The sequence below is a fragment of the Mycobacterium sp. genome (genome assembly GCF_032159565.1).
GTDB lineage: Bacteria > Actinomycetota > Actinomycetes > Mycobacteriales > Mycobacteriaceae > Mycobacterium.
Genome location: NZ_JAVHWR010000070.1, coordinates 13,248 through 35,980, shown reverse-complemented (window position 1 = coordinate 35,980; position 22,733 = coordinate 13,248). Strand labels below are relative to the sequence as shown.

Annotated in this window: 22 protein-coding genes and 2 pseudogenes; 12 read left to right on the top strand and 12 right to left on the bottom strand. The window is 65.6% G+C overall.

The window, feature by feature from the left end; translation table 11 throughout:
• Positions 1-43 precede the first annotated feature (43 nt).
• The 3 genes from QOC76_RS08650 to QOC76_RS08640 are packed head-to-tail and all read left to right on the top strand — an operon-like array spanning position 44 to position 2,432.
• A complete protein-coding gene (locus QOC76_RS08650) occupies positions 44-511 on the top strand; it encodes a nuclear transport factor 2 family protein (protein WP_526356219.1) in 468 nt (155 codons plus the stop codon).
• Positions 508-1,632: an acyl-CoA dehydrogenase family protein gene (locus tag QOC76_RS08645; RefSeq protein ID WP_526356217.1), complete on the top strand. Its 1,125-nt coding sequence runs from the start codon at positions 508-510 to the stop codon at positions 1,630-1,632. The genes QOC76_RS08650 and QOC76_RS08645 overlap by 4 nt, the downstream gene beginning before the upstream one ends.
• 53 nt (positions 1,633-1,685) lie before the next feature.
• A complete protein-coding gene (locus QOC76_RS08640; protein WP_526356227.1) occupies positions 1,686-2,432 on the top strand; it encodes an acyl-CoA dehydrogenase family protein in 747 nt (248 codons plus the stop codon).
• A 352-nt stretch (positions 2,433-2,784) separates the two neighbouring features.
• Here the strand turns inward: QOC76_RS08640 and QOC76_RS08635 are convergent.
• Positions 2,785-2,862, bottom strand: a pseudogene (locus tag QOC76_RS08635) (enoyl-CoA hydratase); the annotation flags it as partial.
• A gap of 54 nt (positions 2,863-2,916) precedes the next feature.
• Entirely contained in the window at positions 2,917-4,104 is a 1,188-nt protein-coding gene (locus tag QOC76_RS08630) for an acyl-CoA dehydrogenase family protein (RefSeq protein WP_526356215.1), read from the bottom strand.
• 124 nt (positions 4,105-4,228) lie between these two features.
• Between QOC76_RS08630 and QOC76_RS08625 the strand changes: the two genes are divergently transcribed.
• From QOC76_RS08625 to QOC76_RS08590, 8 genes and pseudogenes are all read left to right on the top strand, one after another.
• Positions 4,229-4,948, top strand: coding sequence for a TetR/AcrR family transcriptional regulator (locus tag QOC76_RS08625; RefSeq protein ID WP_526356213.1), 720 nt, complete (start codon positions 4,229-4,231; stop codon positions 4,946-4,948).
• A gap of 49 nt (positions 4,949-4,997) precedes the next feature.
• A complete protein-coding gene (locus tag QOC76_RS08620) occupies positions 4,998-5,171 on the top strand; it encodes a hypothetical protein (protein WP_526356211.1) in 174 nt (57 codons plus the stop codon).
• A gap of 17 nt (positions 5,172-5,188) precedes the next feature.
• Positions 5,189-5,251: pseudogene (locus tag QOC76_RS08615) on the top strand (hypothetical protein); the annotation flags it as partial.
• A gap of 119 nt (positions 5,252-5,370) precedes the next feature.
• On the top strand, positions 5,371-5,850 hold the full coding sequence (locus QOC76_RS08610) for an acyl-CoA thioesterase (RefSeq protein ID WP_526356209.1): 480 nt from the start codon (positions 5,371-5,373) through the stop codon (positions 5,848-5,850).
• A 159-nt stretch (positions 5,851-6,009) separates the two neighbouring features.
• The gene (locus QOC76_RS08605; RefSeq protein WP_526356207.1) at positions 6,010-7,227 is read left to right on the top strand and encodes a cytochrome P450; all 1,218 of its coding nucleotides are present in this window, start codon (positions 6,010-6,012) and stop codon (positions 7,225-7,227) included.
• 35 nt (positions 7,228-7,262) lie between these two features.
• Positions 7,263-8,099 carry a mycofactocin-coupled SDR family oxidoreductase gene (locus QOC76_RS08600; RefSeq protein ID WP_526356203.1) on the top strand — a complete coding sequence of 279 codons (837 nt, stop codon included), beginning with the start codon at positions 7,263-7,265 and terminating at the stop codon, positions 8,097-8,099.
• A 177-nt stretch (positions 8,100-8,276) separates the two neighbouring features.
• Positions 8,277-9,125: an SDR family NAD(P)-dependent oxidoreductase gene (locus tag QOC76_RS08595; protein WP_526356201.1), complete on the top strand. Its 849-nt coding sequence runs from the start codon at positions 8,277-8,279 to the stop codon at positions 9,123-9,125.
• A 75-nt stretch (positions 9,126-9,200) separates the two neighbouring features.
• Positions 9,201-10,637, top strand: a complete 1,437-nt coding sequence (locus QOC76_RS08590; protein WP_526356225.1) for a WS/DGAT/MGAT family O-acyltransferase — start codon at positions 9,201-9,203, stop codon at positions 10,635-10,637.
• Here QOC76_RS08590 and QOC76_RS08585 read toward each other — a convergent pair.
• Positions 10,634-11,446: a lysophospholipid acyltransferase family protein gene (locus tag QOC76_RS08585; RefSeq protein WP_526356199.1), complete on the bottom strand. Its 813-nt coding sequence runs from the start codon at positions 11,444-11,446 to the stop codon at positions 10,634-10,636. The genes QOC76_RS08590 and QOC76_RS08585 overlap by 4 nt on opposite strands.
• Positions 11,447-11,572: 126 nt before the next feature.
• On the opposite strand from QOC76_RS08585, the gene QOC76_RS08580 reads away from it, so the two are divergent.
• Positions 11,573-12,649, top strand: a complete 1,077-nt coding sequence (locus tag QOC76_RS08580; RefSeq protein ID WP_526356197.1) for an NAD-dependent epimerase/dehydratase family protein — start codon at positions 11,573-11,575, stop codon at positions 12,647-12,649.
• Here QOC76_RS08580 and QOC76_RS08575 read toward each other — a convergent pair.
• The 9 genes from QOC76_RS08575 to QOC76_RS08535 form a co-directional block, all read right to left on the bottom strand.
• A complete protein-coding gene (locus QOC76_RS08575; protein ID WP_526356195.1) occupies positions 12,646-13,452 on the bottom strand; it encodes an SDR family NAD(P)-dependent oxidoreductase in 807 nt (268 codons plus the stop codon). The genes QOC76_RS08580 and QOC76_RS08575 overlap by 4 nt on opposite strands.
• A gap of 7 nt (positions 13,453-13,459) precedes the next feature.
• Entirely contained in the window at positions 13,460-15,883 is a 2,424-nt protein-coding gene (locus QOC76_RS08570) for a CaiB/BaiF CoA-transferase family protein (protein ID WP_526356223.1), read from the bottom strand.
• A 49-nt stretch (positions 15,884-15,932) separates the two neighbouring features.
• On the bottom strand, positions 15,933-16,880 hold the full coding sequence (locus QOC76_RS08565; RefSeq protein ID WP_526356193.1) for an enoyl-CoA hydratase/isomerase family protein: 948 nt from the start codon (positions 16,878-16,880) through the stop codon (positions 15,933-15,935).
• Between the two features lie 112 nt (positions 16,881-16,992).
• The gene (locus QOC76_RS08560) at positions 16,993-18,126 is read right to left on the bottom strand and encodes a M24 family metallopeptidase (protein ID WP_526356221.1); all 1,134 of its coding nucleotides are present in this window, start codon (positions 18,124-18,126) and stop codon (positions 16,993-16,995) included.
• Entirely contained in the window at positions 18,126-19,367 is a 1,242-nt protein-coding gene (locus QOC76_RS08555) for a M24 family metallopeptidase (RefSeq protein ID WP_526356191.1), read from the bottom strand. The genes QOC76_RS08560 and QOC76_RS08555 overlap by 1 nt, the downstream gene beginning before the upstream one ends.
• The gene (locus tag QOC76_RS08550) at positions 19,364-20,557 is read right to left on the bottom strand and encodes an amidohydrolase family protein (RefSeq protein ID WP_526356189.1); all 1,194 of its coding nucleotides are present in this window, start codon (positions 20,555-20,557) and stop codon (positions 19,364-19,366) included. Before QOC76_RS08550 ends, QOC76_RS08555 begins: the two co-directional genes overlap by 4 nt.
• Before the next feature lie 42 nt (positions 20,558-20,599).
• Positions 20,600-21,853 carry a cytochrome P450 gene (locus QOC76_RS08545; RefSeq protein WP_526356187.1) on the bottom strand — a complete coding sequence of 418 codons (1,254 nt, stop codon included), beginning with the start codon at positions 21,851-21,853 and terminating at the stop codon, positions 20,600-20,602.
• Positions 21,854-21,864: 11 nt separating this feature from the next.
• Positions 21,865-22,059, bottom strand: a complete 195-nt coding sequence (locus QOC76_RS08540; protein WP_526356185.1) for a ferredoxin — start codon at positions 22,057-22,059, stop codon at positions 21,865-21,867.
• Positions 22,056-22,715 carry a TetR/AcrR family transcriptional regulator gene (locus QOC76_RS08535; protein ID WP_526356183.1) on the bottom strand — a complete coding sequence of 220 codons (660 nt, stop codon included), beginning with the start codon at positions 22,713-22,715 and terminating at the stop codon, positions 22,056-22,058. Before QOC76_RS08535 ends, QOC76_RS08540 begins: the two co-directional genes overlap by 4 nt.
• Positions 22,716-22,733 lie beyond the last annotated feature (18 nt).

The window sequence follows — 22,733 nt, the reverse complement described above, 5'->3', positions numbered from 1 at the left end:
CGTAACGTCAACTTCGTCATGAAGGGCGGAAAGGTTTTCAAGAATGACACAGTCAACAAGGACTGAGGACCTCGTCGAAATCCAGCAGCTGCTAGCCAAGTACGCAGTCACCATCACCCAGGGCGATATCGACGGCTTGACTTCGGTATTCACCCCGGACGGCACCTACAGCGCGTTCGGCTCCACCTACACGCTGGCCCGCTTCCCCGAACTCGTCGACGCTGCACCCAAGGGCCTGTTCATGACGGGCACATCGCTGGTACACCTCGACGCCGACGAGCCCGACAAGGCGACCGGCACCCAGCCGCTGTGCTTCATCGAGCATTCCAAACACGACATGCGCATCGGCTACTACAACGACACCTACGTGCGGACCGACGACGGGTGGCGGCTGAAAACCCGTGCCATGACGTTCATCCGGCGCAGCGGCGACCACGACTCCGGTCGCCCACACGCGATCGGAAGGCCAGAGGCCGATGTCGCAGGCCGGGCGGCTCCGGAGGCTGGATGACTGATCTGTTCGAACCTGCCGCATTCCGCACGGCGCTACAGGCCTGGCTCGACGAGAACGATCTGACTCCCCCTCGGGGTGAGGAGTCTCTCGATGCGCACCAGGCGCAGCATCTTCGTGTGCTCAAGGCGCTGTACGGCGCGGGTTGGATGCGATACGGATGGCCGGAGTCGGCGGGCGGACTCGGAGGGCCCGACATCCTGCGCGCGATCGTCGGCGAGGAGATCGTCGGCCGCGGAATCGACCATCCCGGACCGTATTCGATGCTCGACGTGCTGGCCCCGACCATGATCGACTACGCGGGGCCGGAGCTGGCCGCCGAGATGGTGCCCAGGCTGCTATCCGGCCAGGAGTCGTGGTGCCAGGGTTTCTCTGAACCCGGCTCCGGCAGCGATCTCGCGTCCTTGACGACGCGCGCCGAGCACCGCGGCGAGAGCTGGGTCATCAACGGCCAGAAGGTATGGACCAGCTTCGCGCAATACGCGACTCGCTGCGTCCTGCTTACCAGGACCGGTGCGCCGGGCACCGCGAATTACGAAGCCATCACCGCGTTCTTTGTCGACCTGGACTCGCCGGGAGTCACCGTGCGCCCGCTACGCACCATGCACGACGTCGACGAGTTCTGCGAGGTGTACTTCGACGACGTCGTGGTGCCGGCCGACCGTATGCTCGGGCAGCCCGGTGACGGCTGGCGGCTGGCGATGGACCTGCTGCCCTACGAACGCTCGACCTGCTTCTGGCAGCGAATCGCGTACCTCTACTCGCGTTTCGACGCGCTGATCGGCGAGGTGAAAGGCTTTGGCCAAGCCGTGGATTCGGACATGGGCGAGGCGTACCTGGCTCTGCACACGCTGCGTTGTCGATCCCGGGCCACCCAGCACCGCCTCGAGGACGGCCAGAAGTTGGGTCCGGACACCTCGATCGACAAGGTATTGCTCGCAGGCGCCGAACAGCGCCTCTATGACACCGCACGCGATCTGCTACCTGGCGCCATCGAACTCGATGACACGCCATGGCGCACCGAGTACCTGTATTCGCGTGCGGCCACCATCTACGGCGGCACCTCAGAAGTGCAGCGCAACATCATCGCCCTCCGCCTGCTGAACCTCGGGAAGGAGTGATCGTGGCTGCGGATTCTGAACTCGACCTCCTCGAAGACGGACTGCGCAGGACCATGCTGTCGAACTCAGGAGTTGAACTCGACGCTGCGCTGACCGAACTGGGCTGGGCCGAGATGCTGTCCGAAATGGCCGACGTGGCGGTGCCGCTGGTTTTCCGGCTGCTCGGCGAAACAGCTTCGCACGCTTCGGTTCTCGTCGACGTCGTATTGCACGCGACGGGCAACGAGATCGGCGCCACGGTGGAATTGCCCCTGCCGTATGCCGGCAACTCCTGGGTGGTGTGGGACCGCACCGGCGGCACCGGCACGGCACTCGGCGGTCTGCCGCTACGCCGCGAGGAGGAGGGCTACCCGATCCGGGTGGCCGAGGCCCGTCTGGCGGTGGGCTGGTGGCTGGTCGGGTCGGCAAGGGCGATGCTCAGCCTGGCCCGTCAACATGCGCTGGACCGCGTGCAGTTCGGTAAGCCCATCGCGTCGTTCCAGGCGGTCCGGCACCGGTTGGCCGAGACGCTGGTGGCCATCGAAGGTGCCGAGGCGACGCTGAGCCTGCCCGGTGAAGACAACCCGGACCTGACCGCACTGCTGGCCAAGGCCGCCGCGGGCAAGGCCGCGCTAACCGCGGCCAGACACTGCCAGCAGGTGCTCGGCGGCATCGGCTTCACCGCCGAGCACGACCTGCACCATCACGTGAAGCGGGTCCTCGTGCTTGACGGATTGCTCGGCAGCTCAAAGGAGCTCACCCGCAAGGCGGGAGCCGGGCTGCGGGCCCGCGGCTCAGCACCACGCCTCGCCACCCTCTAGCCGCTCCCTCGTTCTGGGGACACCTTTGCCCCGCGATCTGGGGGCATCTTTGCCCCGCGAGCGTGCGTGTCTGCTCGCCGACACGCCGCAATTCATGAACATCTGCGCGCGCTCGCGCATGGCTGTCCGTGCACAGAGCGCCGTCATCGACGCTTCGCCTGACCCGAACATCGCCTGCGCACGAGTACGACGGTCTCGACCGGCACAGCTAGCGATCAAATACGTCGCGCTCGTGCGGCGTGAGCGGGCGCGGCATGCTGGAGAATCCCGGCGTGTCGGTGCGCAGACACGCTCCCCCGCAAGCGGGAGGTCCCCCAGCTCGCGGTGCGGGAGGTGCCCCCAGCTCGCGCGCTGCCGCGTCGAGTTCGTCGAGCAGTAGCGGGTTCTGGGCGTTGGCCGCCTCCGGCCGGTTGAGCGTGATCGTCGCAATGCGATCGCTGACCTCGTAGCGATGTACAAGGTGAGTCCGCTTAGTCGCAGGGACCTAGTTGCGGGGCAGCCCGAGCAGTCGCTGGGCGACGATGTTGCGCTGGATTTCGGAGGTGCCACCGGCGATGGTGCCGCCGAACGACCGGATGTATCGCTCGAACCATCCGGCCCGGTAGAGGTCGAGGTGAAACGGCGAGTACGGGCCGGAGACGGCCGGGTGCACGAGCGCCTCGGGCCCAATGGTCGACATCGCGTATTCGGCGGCCATCTGCGACGCCTCGGAACCGAACAGCTTCAGCACGGACAGTGCCCCGGCATCCTCGTCGCCGCGGGCGGCACGCGACAGCGCCTTCGAACCGAGTAACCGCAGCGCCTGGTTGTCCATCACCAGTTTGGCGTAGTTGTCCCGGTCCAGTCGCGTCCGGCAGGGGTAGTCCTCGACCAGCTCCTGCAGCCGATCGGCATAGCTGAGCCACAACATGTTTCGCTCATGGCCGAGCGACCCGTTGGCGACTCGCCAGCCCTCGTTGAGGGGGCCGACGAGATTCTCGGCGGGCACTCGTGCATCGTTGAAGAACACCTCGTTGAAGTCGAGGTCGTTCTCGTCGCACACCGAGGCGAACGGTCTGCGCACCACGCCGGGCAGGTCGGTGGGAATCATGAACGCGCTGATGCCATTGTGTCGTGGGGCATCAGTGTCAGTTCGCACGAACGCCAACAACACATCGGCGTCGTGTGCGCCGGACGTCCACACCTTCTGTCCGTTGACCACGAAATGGTCGCCAGACGAATCGGTGGCGCGAACGGCCCTTGTCCGCAGCGATGCCAGATCCGAGCCCGCCCCCGGTTCGCTCATCCCGAGCGACGCCGTCATCTCCGCCCGCAGGATCGGCACGGCCCACGTCCGCTGCTGCTCGGTGGTGCCGTACGAGATCAGCGACGCGGCAATAATGCCGACACCCTGTGGGTTGTAGGTCTGGTACACCCGCCGTCGCGAGAGCTCCAGTTGATACACGTATTGCTGCAGGATGGTCGCGTTGCGGCCACCGAATTCGGGCGCGTTGCCAGGGACGAGCCAGCCGTTGTCGAACATCAGCCGCTGCCAGCGGCGGGCCCACTCCGGAACGTGGCTACTCGACCACGACCGGTCGAGCGCTTCAGCCTGCCACGGCAAATTCCGCTCGAGGAACTGGACGAATTCGGCCCGGAACGCCTCGACGTCGGCGTCAAAGGTCAGCTGCACGGCACTCCCAGCCGGTCCGCAGTAAATGCAAGGACTTCCATCATGAATGAAATGAGAATACTATTCTCATAGTGAGAAAGTTACAATCTCCGACACGTTGGCCGCGAGGGGGTCGAGGACCGCAATGCCAAGGCGCTCTCCGGTACAGTCAGTTCATGTTCTCACCAATCGGCAAGCATCCGAGCCGCCGGTGACAACCCCCAGCGAAGAACCCGCCTGGAAGCAGCGCGCGGTCGAACGGTCGATCAAGACAGCGAAGCTCCGGGCCGGACAACGAGTCCAGCGATTCCTCGACGCCGCCCAAGCCATCATCATCGAAAAGGGCAGCACCGACTTCACCGTGCAGGAGGTCGTTGATCGCTCCCGCCAGTCGCTGCGAAGCTTCTACCTGCAGTTTGACGGTAAGCACGAGCTTCTACTCGCGCTGTTCGAGGACGCGCTGAGCCGCTCAGCGGACCAGATCCGCGCAGCCACCGCGAACCACGACGATCCGATGGAACGGCTGAAGGTAGCAATCCAGCTGCTGTTCGAGTCCTCGCGGCCGGACCCCACGGCGCAACGGCCACTGTTCACCGATTTCGCGCCGCGCCTGCTGGTATCGCATCCGTCCGAGGTCAAGATCGCGCACGCGCCACTGCTCGCCCTGCTCACGGAGCTGATGCAGGATGCCGCGGGCGCAGGCAAACTGCGGGCCGGCATCAATCCGAAGCGGATGGCGGCCATGACGATGCAGACCGTGATGTTCAACGCGGCGCAGTCCACCGGCGACATCGACGACGAGGCGGGCCATCCGATCTCCGCCGACGAGGTCTGGGACTTCTGCTCTCAGGGCTTCGCCGCCTAGCTGAGAATTACGTTCTCTTCTCCGAAGAATTCGGCTTACACTAAACGCTGTGCCCGATCTGTGGATCGATCTGCTGGAGTGTCTTGCGCTCGAACGGTCGTCGCCCGGTAGCAACGGTGAGGCCACCCAGGCTGCCGTCTTCGAGGGCCGCAATCAGCAGCTCGAATATCACCGGCTGTTCGGCGGTCAGCTGCTCGGCAACTCATCCAGGCCGCCCGCCTGACGTGCCCCGGCAAGGCTGTGAAGTCACTGCATACGGTCTTCGCCCGAGAGGGACGCGCCGACGAGCCGGTCACCTACGAGGCGATCCGCCACCACAAGGGCCGCTCCTTTGCGACGCTGACGGTCACCGGGCGGCAGCCCAGCACCGCGGACGCGGGAGCGAAGAACGCACCCGTGTGCTCGCCACCAGTTCGATCTGCATGCATGTCGTTGAGGACGGGCCCGAACACCAGGAGGTGGACGAGGTTCCGCCGGTCCTCGGCGCCGAACACCGGCTCGCACTTGACCTCATCCCGTGGGAAACCCGTGCCGTCGACGACCTCAGCGCCACCGGCACCGGTCCGCCGCAGTTCGAGTTTTGGATGCGCACACCGGATGTCGACCCCGCACTGGCGCCCGCGCTCGCGGCGTATGCGACCGACCTCACCTTGATCGGCACTGCATTGCGGCCGATGGACGGTTTGGGTCAACGCGGCAACGGCACGCAGTTCACCTCGGCCGTCACCACTCACACACTGTGGTTTCACCGGCCGTTCCGCACCGACGAATGGTTGCTGTTGCGCCAGCACAGCCCGCTGCTGGCACACGGGCGCTGCTTCGGCCGCGGGGATGTCCTGACTGAGCGCGGCGTTCTCGTCGCCTCCTACAGCCAGGAGGCCTTGCTGAGGGTCGCGACGTGAGCCGCCGGCAACAAGAGAAGGCCGTTCTGCTAAGCGGAGAGTATAAATTGCGAAAAAGTATCGTCCCATTGACACCGGTGCGACGCTGGTGACAAGGTTTGTGAGACAGTTGCCGTTCATCTGTCTTATGCCGCCCTGGTCTCTGCGAAAGGCGACTCTGTGACCGCCAGCCTCACCGAAGCTCCCATCAGCGACGTCTACTTCGACCCCTACGACGTCGGCATCAACGCCGATCCCTACCCGACGTTCCGTCGGCTCCGGGAGGAAGCGCCGCTGTACTACAACGCGCAGCACGACTTCTATGCGGTCAGCCGCTTCGCCGACGTGAACAAGGCACTGGTGGACCACGAAACATTCAGCTCGGCGCGTGGCGCGATCATCGAACTGATCAAAGCCAACATCGAGATTCCGCCCGGCACGGTCATTTTCGAGGATCCGCCGATCCACGACATCCACCGCAAACTGCTGGCGAGGATGTTCACGCCGCGCAAGATCAACGCACTCGAGCCGGTGATCCGGGACTACTGCGCGCAGAGCCTCGACCCGTTGATGGGGGCGAAGCGCTTCGACTTCGTCGCCGACCTGGGCGCCCAGATGCCGATGAAGGTGATCAGCGCATTGCTGGGAATCCCCGAGGGTGACCAGGAGATGATCCGCGACCACGCCAACGCGCAGTTGCGCACCGAGGCCGGCAAGCCGATGAAACACGAGGACGGCGGCGCCATGGTGCTCGGCGAACTGTTCGAGACCTACATCGACTGGCGCGCCGAGCATCCGTCGGACGACATCATGACCGAACTCCTCAATGCGGAGTTCGTCGACGAGACGGGCTCTACTCGTAACCTGACGCGCCAGGAACTACTGACGTACCTCAACGTGGTGGCGGGCGCGGGCAACGAGACCACCACACGGCTGATCGGCTGGGCGGGAAAGGTTTTGGCCGAGCACCCCGGCCAGCGCCGCGAACTCGCCGAGAACCCGACGCTGATCCCGCAGGCGATCGAGGAGCTGCTGCGCTTCGAACCGCCCGCGCCGCACGTCGCGCGCTACGTGACCCGCGACGTCGAGATCCACGACCAGACGGTGCCCGAAGGCAGCGTGATGATGATGCTGATCGGCGCGGCGGTCCGCGATCATCGTGAGTTCCCACCCGACGGCGACGTTTTCGACATCCATCGCGAAGCACGTCAGCACCTTTCCTTCAGCGTCGGCACGCACTACTGCCTCGGCTCGGCGCTTGCCCGCCTCGAGGGTCGCGTCGCACTCGAGGAGATCCTCAAGCGGTTTCCTGAATGGGAAGTCGACATGGCCAACGCAACGCTCTCCCCCACATCGACTGTCCGCGGCTGGGACTCCATGCCGGCTGTTATCACGTGAAATGCGTTCCACTATCTACGAATCGAGGTTTGACAATGACTGGACGTGTTGAAGGCAAGGTCGCATTCATCACCGGCGCAGCCCGTGGCCAGGGCCGTGCGCACGCGGTGCGGCTGGCGCAGGAGGGTGCAGACATCATCGCCGTCGACATCTGTAAGCAGATCGACAGCGTGCAAATTCCGCTCTCCACCCCGGAGGACTTAGCCGAAACCGCCGATCTGGTCAAAGGACTCAACCGCCGCATCTACACCGCCGAGGTCGACACCCGCGACTTCGATGCGTTGAAGGCCGCGGTGGACTCGGGCGTAGAGCAGCTGGGCCGGCTCGACATCATCGTCGCCAACGCCGGCATCGGTAACGGCGGCGCGACCCTGGACAAGACCAGCGAGGGTGACTGGACCGACATGATCGACGTCAACCTCGGCGGTGTGTGGAAGACGGTGAAAGCCGGTGTGCCGCATATCCTTGCGGGCGGCCGCGGCGGGTCGATCATCCTGACCAGCTCGGTCGGCGGCCTGAAGGCCTACCCGCACACCGGTCACTATGTGGCCGCCAAACACGGTGTAGTGGGCTTGATGCGGACGTTCGCAGTCGAACTCGGCGCGCAGAACATCCGGGTCAACTCCGTGCACCCGACGAACGTGAACACCCCACTGTTCATGAACGACGGCACCATGAAGCTGTTCCGGCCGGACCTGGAGAACCCGGGCCCCGACGACATGAAGGTGGTCGGACAGCTCATGCATACGCTGCCGATCGGCTGGGTGGAGCCGGAGGACATCGCGAACGCCGTGCTGTTCCTGGCCTCCGACGAGGCCCGTTACGTCACCGGCGTGACGCTGCCGATAGACGGTGGCAGCTGCCTCAAGTAGCCACCACTCGTGACACTTGCGGAGCTGTCGATCCCACAGGGCCTAGCCGGGCGACGATCAAGCGGCGCGGCGCCGCGTTGAGAAGCCGGGCAATTAGTCTAGCCGGGCGACGATCAAGCGGCGCGGCGCCGCGTTTGAGGAGCCCGGCAATTGGCCTCGCCGGATAGTGTTCGCGGCGTGGAGACATTCGAGGGCCGCGCAGCGGTAATCACCGGCGGTGCGAGCGGCATCGGTTTTGCCTGCGCGCAGGAGTTCACCCGCCGCGGCGCACGCGTCGTGCTGGCCGACATCGATCAGTCCGCGCTCGACCAAGCCGTTGAGCAACTGCGGTCCGGCGGTGCAGAAGCGCACGGCGTGACCTGCGACGTCACCAAACTGGATTCCGTCGAGCGCCTCGCCGACGAAGCGTTCCGGCTGCTCGGTGGGGTGAACCTGGTGTTCAACAACGCAGGCATCGCCTACGCCGGCCCGATCTCCGACGTCACCCACGGCGACTGGCGCTGGGTCATCGACGTCGACCTGTGGGGCCCGATTCACGGCGTCGAGGCGTTCTTGCCGCGCCTCATCGAGCAGGGCGGCGACCGCCACATCATGTTCACGTCGTCGTTCGCGGGCATGGTCGGCAACGCCGGACTCGGGCCGTACTCCGTCGCCAAATTCGGCGTCGTCGCGCTCGCCGAGGGCCTGGCGCGCGAACTGAAGGGCGCGGGCATCGGGGTCTCGGTGCTCTGCCCGATGATCGTCGACACCCCACTGATCGCCAATTCCGAACGCATCAGAAGCGGCGACTACGGCACTAGAAGCGAGCAGACGCAGGAGACCGTTCAGGACCTGCAGACAGCGACCACCACGAGCGACGACAGCGTGCTCAACGTGGAAGACGTGGCACGCCTTACGGCCGACGCCGTCGTCGCCAATCGGCTGTACATCCTGCCCCACCGCGCCTCGCGCGACTCCATCCGAAGGCGGTTCGAGCGCATCGACCGCACCTACGATGAGCAGGCCGCCGAGGGCTGGAGCCACTGACTCACCGAAACCGGCCGACCCGCGGCCACCCGGGTGGTTGCATGGATGTCGTTCGACGGCGGAACGGGGTGGGGCGTGAAGCGACTCAACGGCATGGACGCCATGTTGCTCTACAGCGAGACGCCCAACGTGCATACGCACACCCTTAAGGTGGCGGTCATCAATGCCGCGCAGTACGACGGCGACTTCACCTTCGATGTGTTCCGCCGGACAATCCAGCGTCGCCTGCATCTGCTCGACCCGCTTCGCTACCGGCTCGTCAACATCCCGGCCAAGATGCACCACCCGATGTGGATGGAGAACTGCGAGGTCGACCTGGGCTACCACCTGCGTCGGGTACAGGTGCCCAGCCCAGGCGGTCGCCGCGAACTCGATCAGGTCATCGGCGAGATCGCCAGTACTCCGCTGGACCGCGACCGGCCCCTGTGGGAATTTCACTTCGCCGAAGGGATGGCCGATGACCGCTTCGCGTTGATCGGCAAGGTGCACCACACCTTGGCCGACGGAGTCGCGTCGGCCAATCTCCTCGCCCGGCTGATGGATCTCGCCGGGTCGGCGCAGGACGAGCGCGACGACTACACCACGTGCGCCCTGCCGACCCGGGCCGAGCTGCTGCAGAGCGCAGGGCGTGACCACGTCCAGAACGTCGCGGCGCTGCCCGGCCTGATGCGCGACGCCGTCCGCGGGTTCGCTCGAGTCCGGCGGCGGTCGCGCGAGCACGGCGATCATCCTGAGATGGCGAAGTTGTTCAAGGCGCCGCCGACATTTCTCAACCACGTCATCTCCCCCGTTCGGACCTTCGGGACGGCGTCGCTGTCGCTGGCCGAGGTCAAGGAGACGGCCAAACACCTCGGCGTGACGTTCAACGACATCGTGTTGGCAATGGCTGCAGGAGGATTGCGAGAACTGTTGCTGCGCTACGACGGTCGCGCCGACCGGCCGATCCTGGCGTCGGTTCCGGTGGCCACCGACAGGTCGACGGATCGGGTCACCGGCAATGAAATCGGCGGGTTGTCGGTGTCGCTTCCCGTGCACATCGACGATCCGCTCGAGCGGGTGCGGCTGACGTCGGTTGCGGCGTCGCGCGCAAAGGAGAACTACGAACTGATGGGACCGGAACTGCAGGGCAAGCTGATGCAATACCTGCCACCGTCGTTCGCGCCAGCGTTGTTCCGGTGGCAGTCCAAGCGCGCCGCCCACAACAGCATCATGAACGTCGCGGTGTCCAACGTGCCCGGGCCCCGCGAACGCGGACACATCGGCGGCGCCCCGGTCAACGAGATCTACTCGATCGGAATTCTGTCGCCGGGCAGCGCATTCAACATGACCGTCTGGAGTTACGTTGACCAGGTGGACATCTCGATACTCTCCGACGACCGTACGTTCGACGATATACACGAAGCGACGGACGCGATGGTTCACGGCCTGGCCGAAATCCGCCTCGCCGCAGGGCTTCCCGAGGAGCTCAGCACCGTCGGCACGGCGATGGCGCCTGCGAAGGCGGTGAGTTAGCCCAGTATCGGGAAGCGGCGCTTCTTGGCCAGCTTGTCGAGCGCGGTCTGCATCACCTGACGGACATGAGCGTCGACCTCATCGACGTCGGCCTCCTCGCCGAACTCCTTCACCACGTCGATGGGGTCCAACACCCGCGTGACGATCTTGGTGGGCAGCGGGACGTTGGGCGGGAAGAACACACTGAAGCCGAACGGGAAGCCGAAACTCACCGGCAGAATCTCGGCTCGAAAGCGTTCCAAGCCCAATCGCTTGGCCAACCAGTTGCCGCGAGTGATGAATAACTGCCCTTCCTGACCGCCGATCGACACCACCGGCACGATCGGTACACCCGATTCGATCGCCGTCCGCACGTAGCCGGTCCTGCCGGCGAAGTCGATCTTGTTCTCGAAGGAGGGCCGGTAGGAGTCATAGTCGCCGCCGGGAAACACCAGCACAACCGCTCCGGATCGCAATGCCTTCGCGGCGTTCTCCCGGTTCGCCTCGATGACGCCGACGCGGCGTAACCACCCCGCCATTGGCCCGATGAAGATCCCGTAGTGACCGAGCGTGTAGAGCGGCCGGTCGAAGCCGAACTTGTTGTAGAACGCGGGGGCGAGCACGAGGACGTCAGGTGTGAACATGCCGCCCGAGTGGTTCGACACGATCAGCACACCGCCTGCGGCAGGCACGGCGTCCATTCCGTCCACCTCGGCGCGGAAGTACCGCTTGATCAGCGGTCCGATGGTGTTGTTCACCTGCTCGGTGAAGGTCGGGTCCCACTTCGTGGCCTCGCCCTTGTCGATGGAGTCAACGTCTTTGTCGCCCATGGCTTCCTCGCGTCCTATTGTGTGATCCGCATACCCAAAACGCGCATGCAGTATCCGCTACCTGGGCTTACCAGCGGATATGGTACTCTCTTCAATGAGAATGTCATTTCCATCGGAGGGGAAGAGATGACGGACGCGATTCTCGTCACGGGTGGGTTCGGGCTGGTGGGGACCGAAACCGTCAAACAAATGGCCGCTGCGGGCCGCCCGGTGGTGGTCGCCGACCTCGGCACCCCCGCCAACCGCAAGAAAGCCAAGGCATTGCCCGATGGCGTTGCGACACGATGGGCGGACCTCACGGATGCCGAGGAGGTCGATCGCCTCGTATCGGAGGTGTCGCCATCGGTCATCGTCCATCTCGCGGCTGTCATTCCGCCGCCGCTGTACCGGAACCCCGGTCTGGCCCGCAAGGTCAACGTCGACGCCACGAAAGCAATGGTCCGCGCGGCCGAGGCGCAGCAGAATCCGCCTCGTTTCGTGCAAGCTTCGAGCAACGCCGTCTACGGCTCCCGCAATCCACACCGAGTGACCGATGTGGTGCGCGCCGACACCCCGCCGCGGCCCTTCGAGCTCTACAGCAACACGAAATTCGAGGCCGAGGAGTTCGTCCGCACTTCGAGCTTGGAGTGGGTGGTGCTGCGGCTCGGCGGTGTACTCAGCCCGAATTTCAGCGCCCTGCCGCTCAGCGGCGACGGCATCTTCATCGAGAGCGCGCTGCCGACCGACGGCCGGATTCACACGGTCGACGTCCGCGACGTCGGCGCCGCCTTCGCGGCGGCCACGACTGCCGATGTCGCGGGCGAGATCCTGTTGATTGCCGGCGACGACTCCCACAAGCTGTTGCAGAAGGACGTCGGCGCGGCACTGGCTGCCGCCCTGGGGCTACCCGGCGTGCTGCCCGAGGGACGACCGGGTGACCCGAACGACGACGACGGCTGGTTCCTCACCGACTGGATGGACACCGCGCGGGCGCAGGAAGCACTGGGGTTCCAGCACCATTCGTGGCCGGACATGCTCTCGGAGATGAGCGCCCGAATGGGGTGGAAGCGCCATCTGCTGCGACTCGTCGCGCCCGTCGCGCGCGTGTTCCTCGCCCGGCGGGCCGCGTATCGCCGTGCGCCGGGCCGCTATGCAGATTTGTGGGGTGCAGTCGCTGCCAGGCTGGGCGATCCCTGCCTGGACCGGCAGCCGACGGAGGGCTAACCCGGACCCAACTGGTAGTCGCCAGTCTGCGGGTTGTGGTGCCATCCGCTCGCGGCCTGTGTGCCGCCGTCGACGTGGATCGTCTGACCGGTGATGTAGCTGGACATGTCGGAGGCGAGAAAGACTGCCGCACCGGCCATTTCGTCGACATGTCCCGGGCGGGCCATCGGGATCATGTGCCGCGCGCCGTCGGGTAGTCCGTCCGGCGAAACACGCAGCAGCCCTTCGGTGACGGTGAGGTCGGGTGCCAATGCGTTCACCCGGATTCCGTGTACGGCCAGTTCGAGAGCCGCCGTCTTGGTGTAGTTGATGACGCCCGCCTTGGCGGCGGCGTAAGCCGCATAGCCGGGAGCCGCCCGCACGCCCTCGATGGACGTCACGTTGATGATGGTTCCCGGCAGTCCCGCCGCCACCAGCCGCTGTGACACCCGCTGCGTACAGAGCAGCACATGGCGCAGGTTCGACTTGTAGAGCGCGTCCCACCCGTTCTCGGTGGTCTCGAGCAGCGGCGAGGCGAACACCCCGCCCGCGTTGTTGACCAGGATGCTCACGGTGCCGAGCTCATCGGCCGTGCGCTCGAGCGCCGCATCGACCTGTCCGCTGTCGCGGACGTCGGTCACGATGCCAACTGCCCCAATGGCTTCGGCCGTCGAGGCGCACGTGCCGGGATTGCGCTCCCAGATGGCGACCTTCGCGCCGAACGCGGCCAGCCCCTCTGCGATGCCGCGCCCGATGCCCTCTCCGCCACCGGTGACGACAGCGACTCGCCCAGTCAGCAGAATGTCCGACGGGTCGATGGTCACGCGACAGTTAACCAGTCTTGGTGGTGCGGATGCCAAGCCCCGCGGGGGCGGTGCCGATGATTCCCTGCTCCTCGAGTTCGGCGATCTCGTCGTCGCCGAGGCCCAGCCCCGAGAGCACCTCGTAATTGTGCTGCCCGAGAAGCGGCGCAGGTGTCCGGTGAAAACGCTGCGGCCCAGTCGAGATGCGCATCGGCAGCGTGCTGTGCCGCGCCGTGGGATTCACGGGGTGGTCGACCCGTTCGTAGAACCCGCGATGCGCCACTTGAGGTAAGTCACCGACCCGGTGCGGCTGCATGACCTTCGCCACGGGTACCCCTGCCGTCCAGAGGGATTCGACGATCTCCTCACCTGTCTGGGTTCCACACCACCGGCTCAGGTGCTCGTCGATCTCATCGTGGTGCCGTCTTCGTCCGACGGCGCGGGCCATGTCGTCGGTCGCCCATTCCGGGTTGCCGAGCGCAGTGACCAGACCAACCCACTGCTCGTCGGTGGCGACCGCGATCGCCACCCAGTCGTCGGGCCGCCCGAACTCGTCGAGTTCGCCGGTGCGGTAGAGGTTCTGCGGTGCGGCGGTGGGGCCGCGGTTGCCCTGTCGCTGCAGCAGGCTGCCGTAGGCGGAGTACTCGATGACCTGTTCGGCGGCGACGTTGAGTGCGGCGTCGACCATCGCGGCCTCGATCGCGACGCCCTCCCCCGTGCGCCGCCGATGCGCCATCGCAAGCATCAATGCGTTGAGCCCGTGCACTCCTGCGTTCGGGTCGCCGACGGCATACGGTTCGACGGGATTCTGGTCGGGATAGCCGGTCAGCCAGGTGATTCCGGATGCGTCCTCGATGACATAGGCGAAGGCCGGTTTGTCCCGCCACGGGCCGTCGAGCCCGAAGCCCGGCATGCGCATCACGATGGCGTCGGGGCGCAGCCGGTGCACGGTGTCGAAGTCGAGCCCGATCTGGTCGAGCACCCGCGGCGTGTAGTTCTCGACGATGACGTCGCACGTCGTGACGAGCTGGTGGAGCAGCTCGACGCCGCGTTCGTTGCGGATGTCCAGCGTGACGCTCTTCTTGTTGGTGTTCAGGCCCGAAAAGATCGGCGAGCGCTCCCACCACTGGTCCTCGGTGATCGGCACGCCCGCGATCAACCGCGTGCCGTCGGGACGCGCCGTCGACTCGACGTGGATGACCTCGGCGCCGAGCTGTGCCAGCACATGAGTGCACGACGGCCCGGCCCAGAAGCTCGTCATGTCGAGGACGCGTACACCCTCGAACGAAAACCCCGCCCAAATGTCGGTTTGGGCGCTGATTTCGCCCCTTTTCACGCCCATGTGTCGGTTTCGGCGGTAGTGGTCGGTGTGCTCGCCGAGTCGTGGCGCGGGTTGCGGCGCACGCACGAGCGGCGGAGTCGCGCGATAAGGCGGTCCGGGCTGGGTGAACCCGTAGCGCGGGTTGGCGACGAACGTGTCCCGTTCGGCGAACTGGTCGAACGAGGTGACGTTGGCGCCGTTTCCGACCGGTGCGTTGGGGATCCGGAACGCGGAGGACAACTCGAGGATGTCGTCGACGTTGTTCTCGCGAACCCACTCGTAGATCTGCTCGGCGTGGATGTTGGCCTGCTCGGTGATGGAGAATTCCGACTGCTCGTCGATCCACTCGTCGTGGCCGACCATGGCGCACAGGTCGAACCACTGCTGTGCGGTGCCGCAGCCCAGTGCGACCAGACCGTCGGCGGCCGTCGCGACACCCGGGATCGTGAGCCGACGCCGATCGCGGAACGGTCGGCCCAGCGCGTCGAGGAACGACACCGAATAGTAAGTGAGGCCGAGGATCTGCGCCTCGAGCATCGAGACGTCGACGAGGCCCGACAACGTCGCCATCGTGCCTGCGGCGGCATACGCGCCCGCCAGCCACTCGCCGATCTGACCCGCGACGAACAGCGGGGCGCGGTCCTGCGCACCCCGGCCAAGGCCGATCACGCCGCCCGACCAGGCCTGTGTGGTGAACTCCGTCGCGGGTTTGTCCGCCCACGGACCCTCGAGGCCGAACGGCGTGATCGCCGTGGCCGTGAGCTGGGTGTGCGCGTCGGCCAGCGCTGCGGGCGCGAACTCGTCGAGCGCGACGATCGTCGACCCGCGCGACCACACCACCGCGTCCGCGGACGCGATCAGTTCGCGCAGCATGTGCACATCGTCGGAGTTCTTCGGTTCGACGACGACGCTCTGCTTGCAACCCGCCAAGAAACCGAACAACGCGCCGTCGTCGCCTTCCTTGATGTCGGCCGCGGATGCCGACCACCGGCGCAATGAATCGCCCTCTGGCGCCTCGACTTTGACGACGTCGGCGCCACCGTCGGCGAGCAACTTCGTGCAGTAGGCGCCTGCGATACCGACGGACAGGTCGATGACGGCGTACCCGTCAAGCGGAAGCCCCACCTGAATCGCTCCTTGCCCGCTCAGATCCACCTGTTCTGCTCCTCGCGTGCGCAGTTCAATCCTTCTTCTTGCGGTTTACCTTGCTCAGCCGGAACTCAGGCGGAAACTTCGCGTCGTTGTCGTTGACCGAATCGGCCAGCCCCGCGTCGATCGCGTCGCCGAGCATGAAATCTCCGCCGTCGGGCCGGACCGTACTTCCCATCGACTCGAACATCGCCGCCAGCACGCTGCCCATGTACTCGCCCTGGAACTGTTTGATCACCTCGAAGAACACCTTCTGCTGAAACACGGTGTCGACGGGACGATTACGCGCACACGCCAGCGCGTACTTGGCCACCTCGGCCTCAAGTCGGTCGCGAGCCACCACCTTGTTGAGGAAGTTGCACGCCAACATCTCCTCGGCGGTGAACGGGCGTCCGGTGAAGACCATCTCCTGGAAGGGGCGCAAACCCATCGTCAGCACCCAGGTCCACATCCGCGGCCCCCAGCCGTAATAGCGGAACGAGGGATGACCGAAAAGCGCGTCGTCAGAGGAGATCACGAGGTCAGCGTCGGCACACTGGTAGAAGTGCCAGCCGTAGCAGTACCCCTTGGCCTCGACGATGCTGATCTTCTTGAGCTCCTGCAACGCCCGGTTGCCCGCCGCCACATTGGCATACCACTGCCCCATCGTCGCGCCGTGACGGAACGACCCCTCGGGGGGATAGGTGACCTTGGGATCGTCCACCCGAAGCTCGGCGAGCCGGTCCTGCTCGGTGCCTGCCATGAAGTCGGGCAGGTCGGCACCGCTGCCGAAATCCTCACCGACGCCCCGAATCACGACGACCTTGACGTCGTCGTCCACCGTCGCGCCACGCAACAGGTCCGCATATCGCAGCCGTGCGGCCGACGTCGGCGCGTTCAGATGGTCGGGACGATTGAATGTGATCGTCGCGATCTTGGTCTCGGGGTCCTTCTCGTAGAGAACGATCTCCTCGGGGGAAGGGCGTTCACCAGCCGCCATCTACATCGCTCCTCGCGTGCGCACCTTTGTATCGCTCCTCACGTGCGCACCTTTATATCGCTCCTCGCGTGCGCACCTTTATATCGCTCCTCGCGTGCGCCATCCGCCGCACTCAGGCTGTCGCTTCGACGGCCCCGTGGGCCGTGCTCGACGTGAGCACCTCGGCACCGCCATCGCCGATCAGCACGGCCTCCCTGGTGAAGACGGCTCCGACGCCGGAATGCCACACATACCCGGTCACCGCCAGCACCATGCCCGGATCGAGGCGCTCCTCGGCGCAAGTCACAGGGAGGTCCGCCGAGACCACCGGCGGATCGAACCCGAGACCGAGACCGTGCGCGACGGGCGTCGCGGGTAGCGGCTCCCCCGCCGCCTCATATGCCGACAGCAGGTCGCCGGCGAGGCCACCCGGCCTGCATGCGGCAATGAGCCTCTCCCACAGCGCACTAGAACGCCGGAACAGGTCATCGGCGCCTGCGACGTCGCCGACAGGGAACGTCCTGCCGACCTCGCCGACATAGCCGTCGGCCAACGCGCCAGCGGACAACGCGACCAGGTCGCCGTCGGCCACTCGGCCGTCGGTCGAACCGCGCCGCCACGAATGGTCTCTGGGCGTGATCCACGCGCCGTCCTGGGTCGCGGGGGTGGTGACGCCGCCTGCCGCCATCGCCTCCATCATCGCGCCCGTCAGCGACTGCTCCGTAACACCGGGCGCCAGTTCCGAGCGGGCGGCGGCCAGTGCGTGCCCGGCGACGCCGAGAGCACCACGTAGAACGGCGATCTCGTCAGCCGTCTTGATCCGCCGGGCCACACGCAACGCCGGCTCTGCGTCGACCAGTTCGGCATTGGGGAAGGCGATCGGCAGCAGCTGCGCGAATGTCGGTGTCAGCGAATCGGTTCCGACCCGCCGGAAACCCGGCGCGCCGGGCAGCTTCTTGAGCACCTCGATCAGCGTCATCGGATTCCACGCCAGGCCGTAGAGATGGTCGTGGCCGATCTCGTCGGGGATGCCCTCGTCCCATGTGCTGTTCAGGTGGATCTCGCCGGTCGAGCGGATCACCTCGCAGATCGGGCCGAACGGCCTGGTGCCCGCGACCCAGAGCTGCGGCGCACCGGTCACGTACCGGACGTTGGCCTGGCGGCCGAGCACCAGGATGTCGATGTCGTCGGCGGCCATCTGGGCCAGCACCCGCTCGCGACGGCCGCTGCGCAAAGCCTTTGCGTCAGGGCGGATCTCCAGTGCCATCATGCCCGCCCGTACGGGGCGTAGGCGTAGTCGGTGATGCGGGTGGTGCCGTCCTCGGTGATGACCACGATCTCCTCGCTTCGATAGCCGCCGGTGCCGTCCTCCCAGATCACCGGTTCGAGCACCAGTAGCATTCCGGCGGGGAAGACGAAGTTGTCGTCGAACTCCTCACCGAGATCAGTTCCGATCATCGGCATCTCGGCCGCATTGGTGCCGATGCCGTGGCCCAGGTAGAAGTGCGGCAGCCACGGCTTCTTGCCGCCGTTGGCGGCGATCGCGGCGCGGGCGAGGTCACCGGATGAAGCGCCGGCCCTGGTGACTGCCAGGACGGCATCGATGATCTCGCGCCACTTCTCGAATTGCGCTTGCTGGCGGTCCGACACCTCGTCGCCGACCAGCCAGGTGCGGCCGAAGTCGGAACAGTAGCCGTTGTAGGTGATGCTGACGTCGGTCCACAGCACGTCACCGCTCGCCAGCTCACGCTCCGTCGTCAGCAGGGGCAGGGCCAGGTCGCCGGTGGTGGTCCAGACCGCACCGCTGGTTTTCGTGGTGGGCATCACCTGCCAGATCGCCTCGAGCATGTTGGCGGTCGCACCCAGTTCGAACGCGCGCCGGACGAATGCCGCCGACAGGTCGACCTGTCGCACGCCGGGAGCCAGCGCCTTCTGCACGTCCACCATGGCGGCTTCGGTGATGCGGCAGGCATTGCGGACACACGAGATCTGGTCGACCGTCTTGACCAGCTTCGCCGGGCCGACAACCTGCGCGGCATCCGACGGCGGCCCCGACGGGAACAGCCGCGACTGGGCACGACGCATCGCGCCCGTCAGTTCGTCGACCGCGACGGTGGCACCGGCGGGCACCAGGTCAGCCAGCACGGTGCCGAAACGCTGGACGCCCTCGTCGAATTCGAGGTACAGCGGCCCGTGAATGTGGTCGGCGGGCACCTCGCAGCTCGACACCGAGCCCTCACGCAACGGCATGAACAGATGCGGGTGTTCGTCGTCGGCCAGCACGATCGCCACCGGACGCTCGACATGCGAAAGCCCGGCGTCCAGCAGTCGCCAACTGGCACCGGTGGCGTACACCACGTTGCCGTTGCCGAGCAGGACGAGTGCGTCGACGCCCTTGTTCCTCATGGAGTCACGCAGCCTGGCGCCGCATTCGCGGTACATCCGCGCCATGTCCGGCAAGTCTGGAATCTCGATGGCGGTGCTGGCCGCCGTCGCGAACGTGGTCATTCGACGCCCAGGAAGTTCTTGATGTTGGTGCTGACGATCTTCGTCGCGGCCTCGGGCCCGACGGCGTCGACCACCGTCTTCAGCGACTTCTCCGAATACCCGAACGTCGATTCGTTGTGCGGATAGTCGGACGACCACATCACGTTCTCCACACCAATCTTGTCGACGAGCTCCAGGCCGAGCGGATCGACGATGAACGAGGCGCTCATGTGGTCGTTCCAATAGTGCCGGACGTCGTGGCTGAGTTGATGGTTGAACATGTGCCGATAGGAGGCCAGCATGTGCTCGGCATCCTGCAGGGCCGTTGGCACCCAGGCGATTCCACCCTCGAACCAGCCGATCTTCAGCGTGGGGTGCCGGTCGAGGATGCCGGAGAAGACGTACTTGGCGAACTGCTCGCGGAACGAGTCGACGTTCACCATCATGCCGACGACGACGCTGTTGTTCTGGCACGGGGTCTTGGGCGGGGTCTCGCCGATGTGGTGGCTGACGGGAAGGCCCACATCCTCGATGACGTCCCAAACCGCATCCATCTCGGTGCTGCCGTAGTCGTAGATGTTGCCGTCCTCGTCCTTGCCGGGGTTCAGCGGCAGCAGGAACGTCTTCAGGCCCAACGACTTCAGTTCCTCCAGGGTGCTCCTGGTGCCCTTCGGGTCCCACCAGTTGATCAGCCCGACACCGTAGAAGTGCCCCTTCGAGCGCTCCTGCAGGTCGGCGATGTGCTCGTTGTAGATGCGGAACACGCGCTCACGCAGGGCCTTGTCCGGGTAGTGGAAGAGCGCCAGCACGGCATTGGGGAACGCGAGTTCCTTATCGATGCCATCGTCGGAAAGTTCACGGATGCGGCCTTCGATGTTGTTCGACGCCGCGCCCGCCAGATCGTCGTACTGCATGAGCACACGGCCGAAATCGCCACCGGTCCAGGCCTTGCCCTTCATGCCGACCATGTACGCGCCGTCCTCATACCAGATCCGCGGGGCCGCGCCCTTCAGTTCCTCGGGGAAACGCTCGTAGAAGATGTCGTCGGCCACCGAGATGTGGTTGTCGGCGGAGAAGATCTCGGTGCCGGCCGGCAGGCCGAAATCACCTGTGGCGTGGCCCTTGCGGTACTTGGGTGCGCCGAAGCCTTCGGTTGGATAGAGCGTGGAGGCTGGGGACGGGGTCGGTGATGTTGTCGTCGGGGTAGACATCGTTGGTACTCCAATCGGGCTGTCGAATAGGGCTGTCGGCGACTACCAGGCCACCGGAAGTTCGTAGACTCCGTAGGCGAGCCGGTCGTGTTTGAACGGCACCTCCTCGAACGGAATCGCCAGTTTCAACGTCGGAATGCGCTTGAGCAACGTCGCGAACACGATCTGCATTTCTGCGCGTGCCAGCTGCTGCCCGACGCATTGGTGGCGGCCGTAGCCGAAGCCCAGCTGCTGACCGGCGTCGCGGGCGAGGTCCAGCTCGTCGGGTTCGGGATAGGCGGCGCCGTCCCAGTTCGCCGGTGCGAGGTCGATGATGATGCCCTCGCCGGCACGGATCGTCTCGCCGCCGATCTCGATGTCCTCGGTTGCGATCCGGCGCTGGCCGGTCTGAATGATCGACAGGTAACGCATCAACTCTTCGACGGCGTTCGCGATGAATTTCGGATCATCCGAATCACGAAGCAGCGCAGCTTGTTCGGGGTTCTCCAGCAGAGCCAGGATCCCGATGCCGATCATGTTGGCGGTGGTCTCGTGACCGGCGATCAACAGCCCGGTACCCAGCTGTGCGGCCTCCTTGACACTGATCTCACCGGCATTGACCCGTTCGGCGAGATCGGACACCGCGTCCTCCGGGCTTTCCCCGGGGGGAATCTCCATCTTCTTCTTGACGAGGTCGATGAGGTACTGGTGGAGGCTCATCGCCCCCTTCTGCCCGGCCTCGGCGGTGGCGTAGCGGGCGAGCCCGACGTTGGCATGGTGCTGGAAGAATTCGTGGTCTTCGTAAGGGACACCGAGCATCTCGCTGATCACCCTGGTCGGCACCGGCAGCGCCAGCTTCGCGACCACGTCGGCAGGCTCCGGTCCGGCCAGGATCGCGTCGATGCATTCGTCGGTCACCTCCTGGATGGCGGGACGCAGGCCCTCGACGCGCTTGAAGGTGAACGGCTTGGACAACATCCGGCGGAACCGGGTGTGCTCCTCGGCGTCGGAGGTGAACACCGACCTCGGCCGCTTGTTGACGGTGGAGAGCATGTGCTCGTTCCAGTGCGGGAAGCCGTCGAGGCGGTCGTCGACGCTGACCCGCGAGTCGGCGAACAAGTCCCGCGCCACCGCGTGTCCGGTGATAAGCCACGGCGTGCTGCCGTCCCAGATCTTCACCCGGGACAGGGGTTTCGTCTCGTTCATCTCGAGCATCTGCGGAGGCGGCGCGAACGGGCAGCGCGCGTCGCGCTCCATCGGATAATCGGGGACGTCAGCGGTCACGCCGGATGCGTTGGCGGTCAGGGTTTCGGACATAGGCCTTTGGCTCATTCCTCGATGTCTATGGCCAGGGCCGGGCAGGCCGTGGCGGCTTTGCGGACGTTGTCTGCTTGCACGGAAGACGGGCTGTCGTTGAGCAGGAGAACCACGCCGTCGTCGTCACGCTGGTCGAACACGTCTTCGGCATTGAGCACGCATTGACCGGAGGACACGCACTTGTCCTGGTCGACAGTCACTTTCATGTCAGGGCATGCTCCGTCACGGGTGCCATCCACAGTCCGACGATCGCATCGATCAGCCCGGATGCGACTGCGGCCCATGTTGTTCGGGGCACACCTTCACCCTCGGCGAATGCCCGCTCGAAGTCGGCGCAGGTGTGCATCATCAGGTTGCGCACCATGATGTTGCGCTCGGTGACGACGTCGATCGGCAAGTCGGGCAGGCAGCGGGTGATGCCCTCGACAACCTGAACCAGCGACGGCGATGCGAGCGCGTCGCGGACCACGATCTTCTGATAAGCGGGGTCGGTCAGCGCCTGGGCGGCGAATCGCGCGTAGGTCGTCGGGTTGCCGAGCCGGGCCAGGTGCTCGGTCAGCGAGCACACCATGCAAGTGATCCAGTCCCGCAGCCCGGCCGAGTCGTCGATTCCGGCCACCATCCGCTCGAGGAGCTGCTCGATCGACGCGCGGTGTTTCTGTTCGATCGCCCGGACGAGGTCGGTCTTGGTGCCGAAGTGGTATCCCACCGCGGCGTTGTTGCCCTGCCCCGCCGCCTCGCTGACCTGGCGGTTCGACACGGCGAACACACCGTGCTCCGCGTACAGCCGCTCGGCCGCTTTCAGGATGGCCTCTTGTGTGCCGCTCGCCCGGTCGGCGCGAACAGCTCTGGCAGTGGTCACCGTCACAGTCAACCCGCC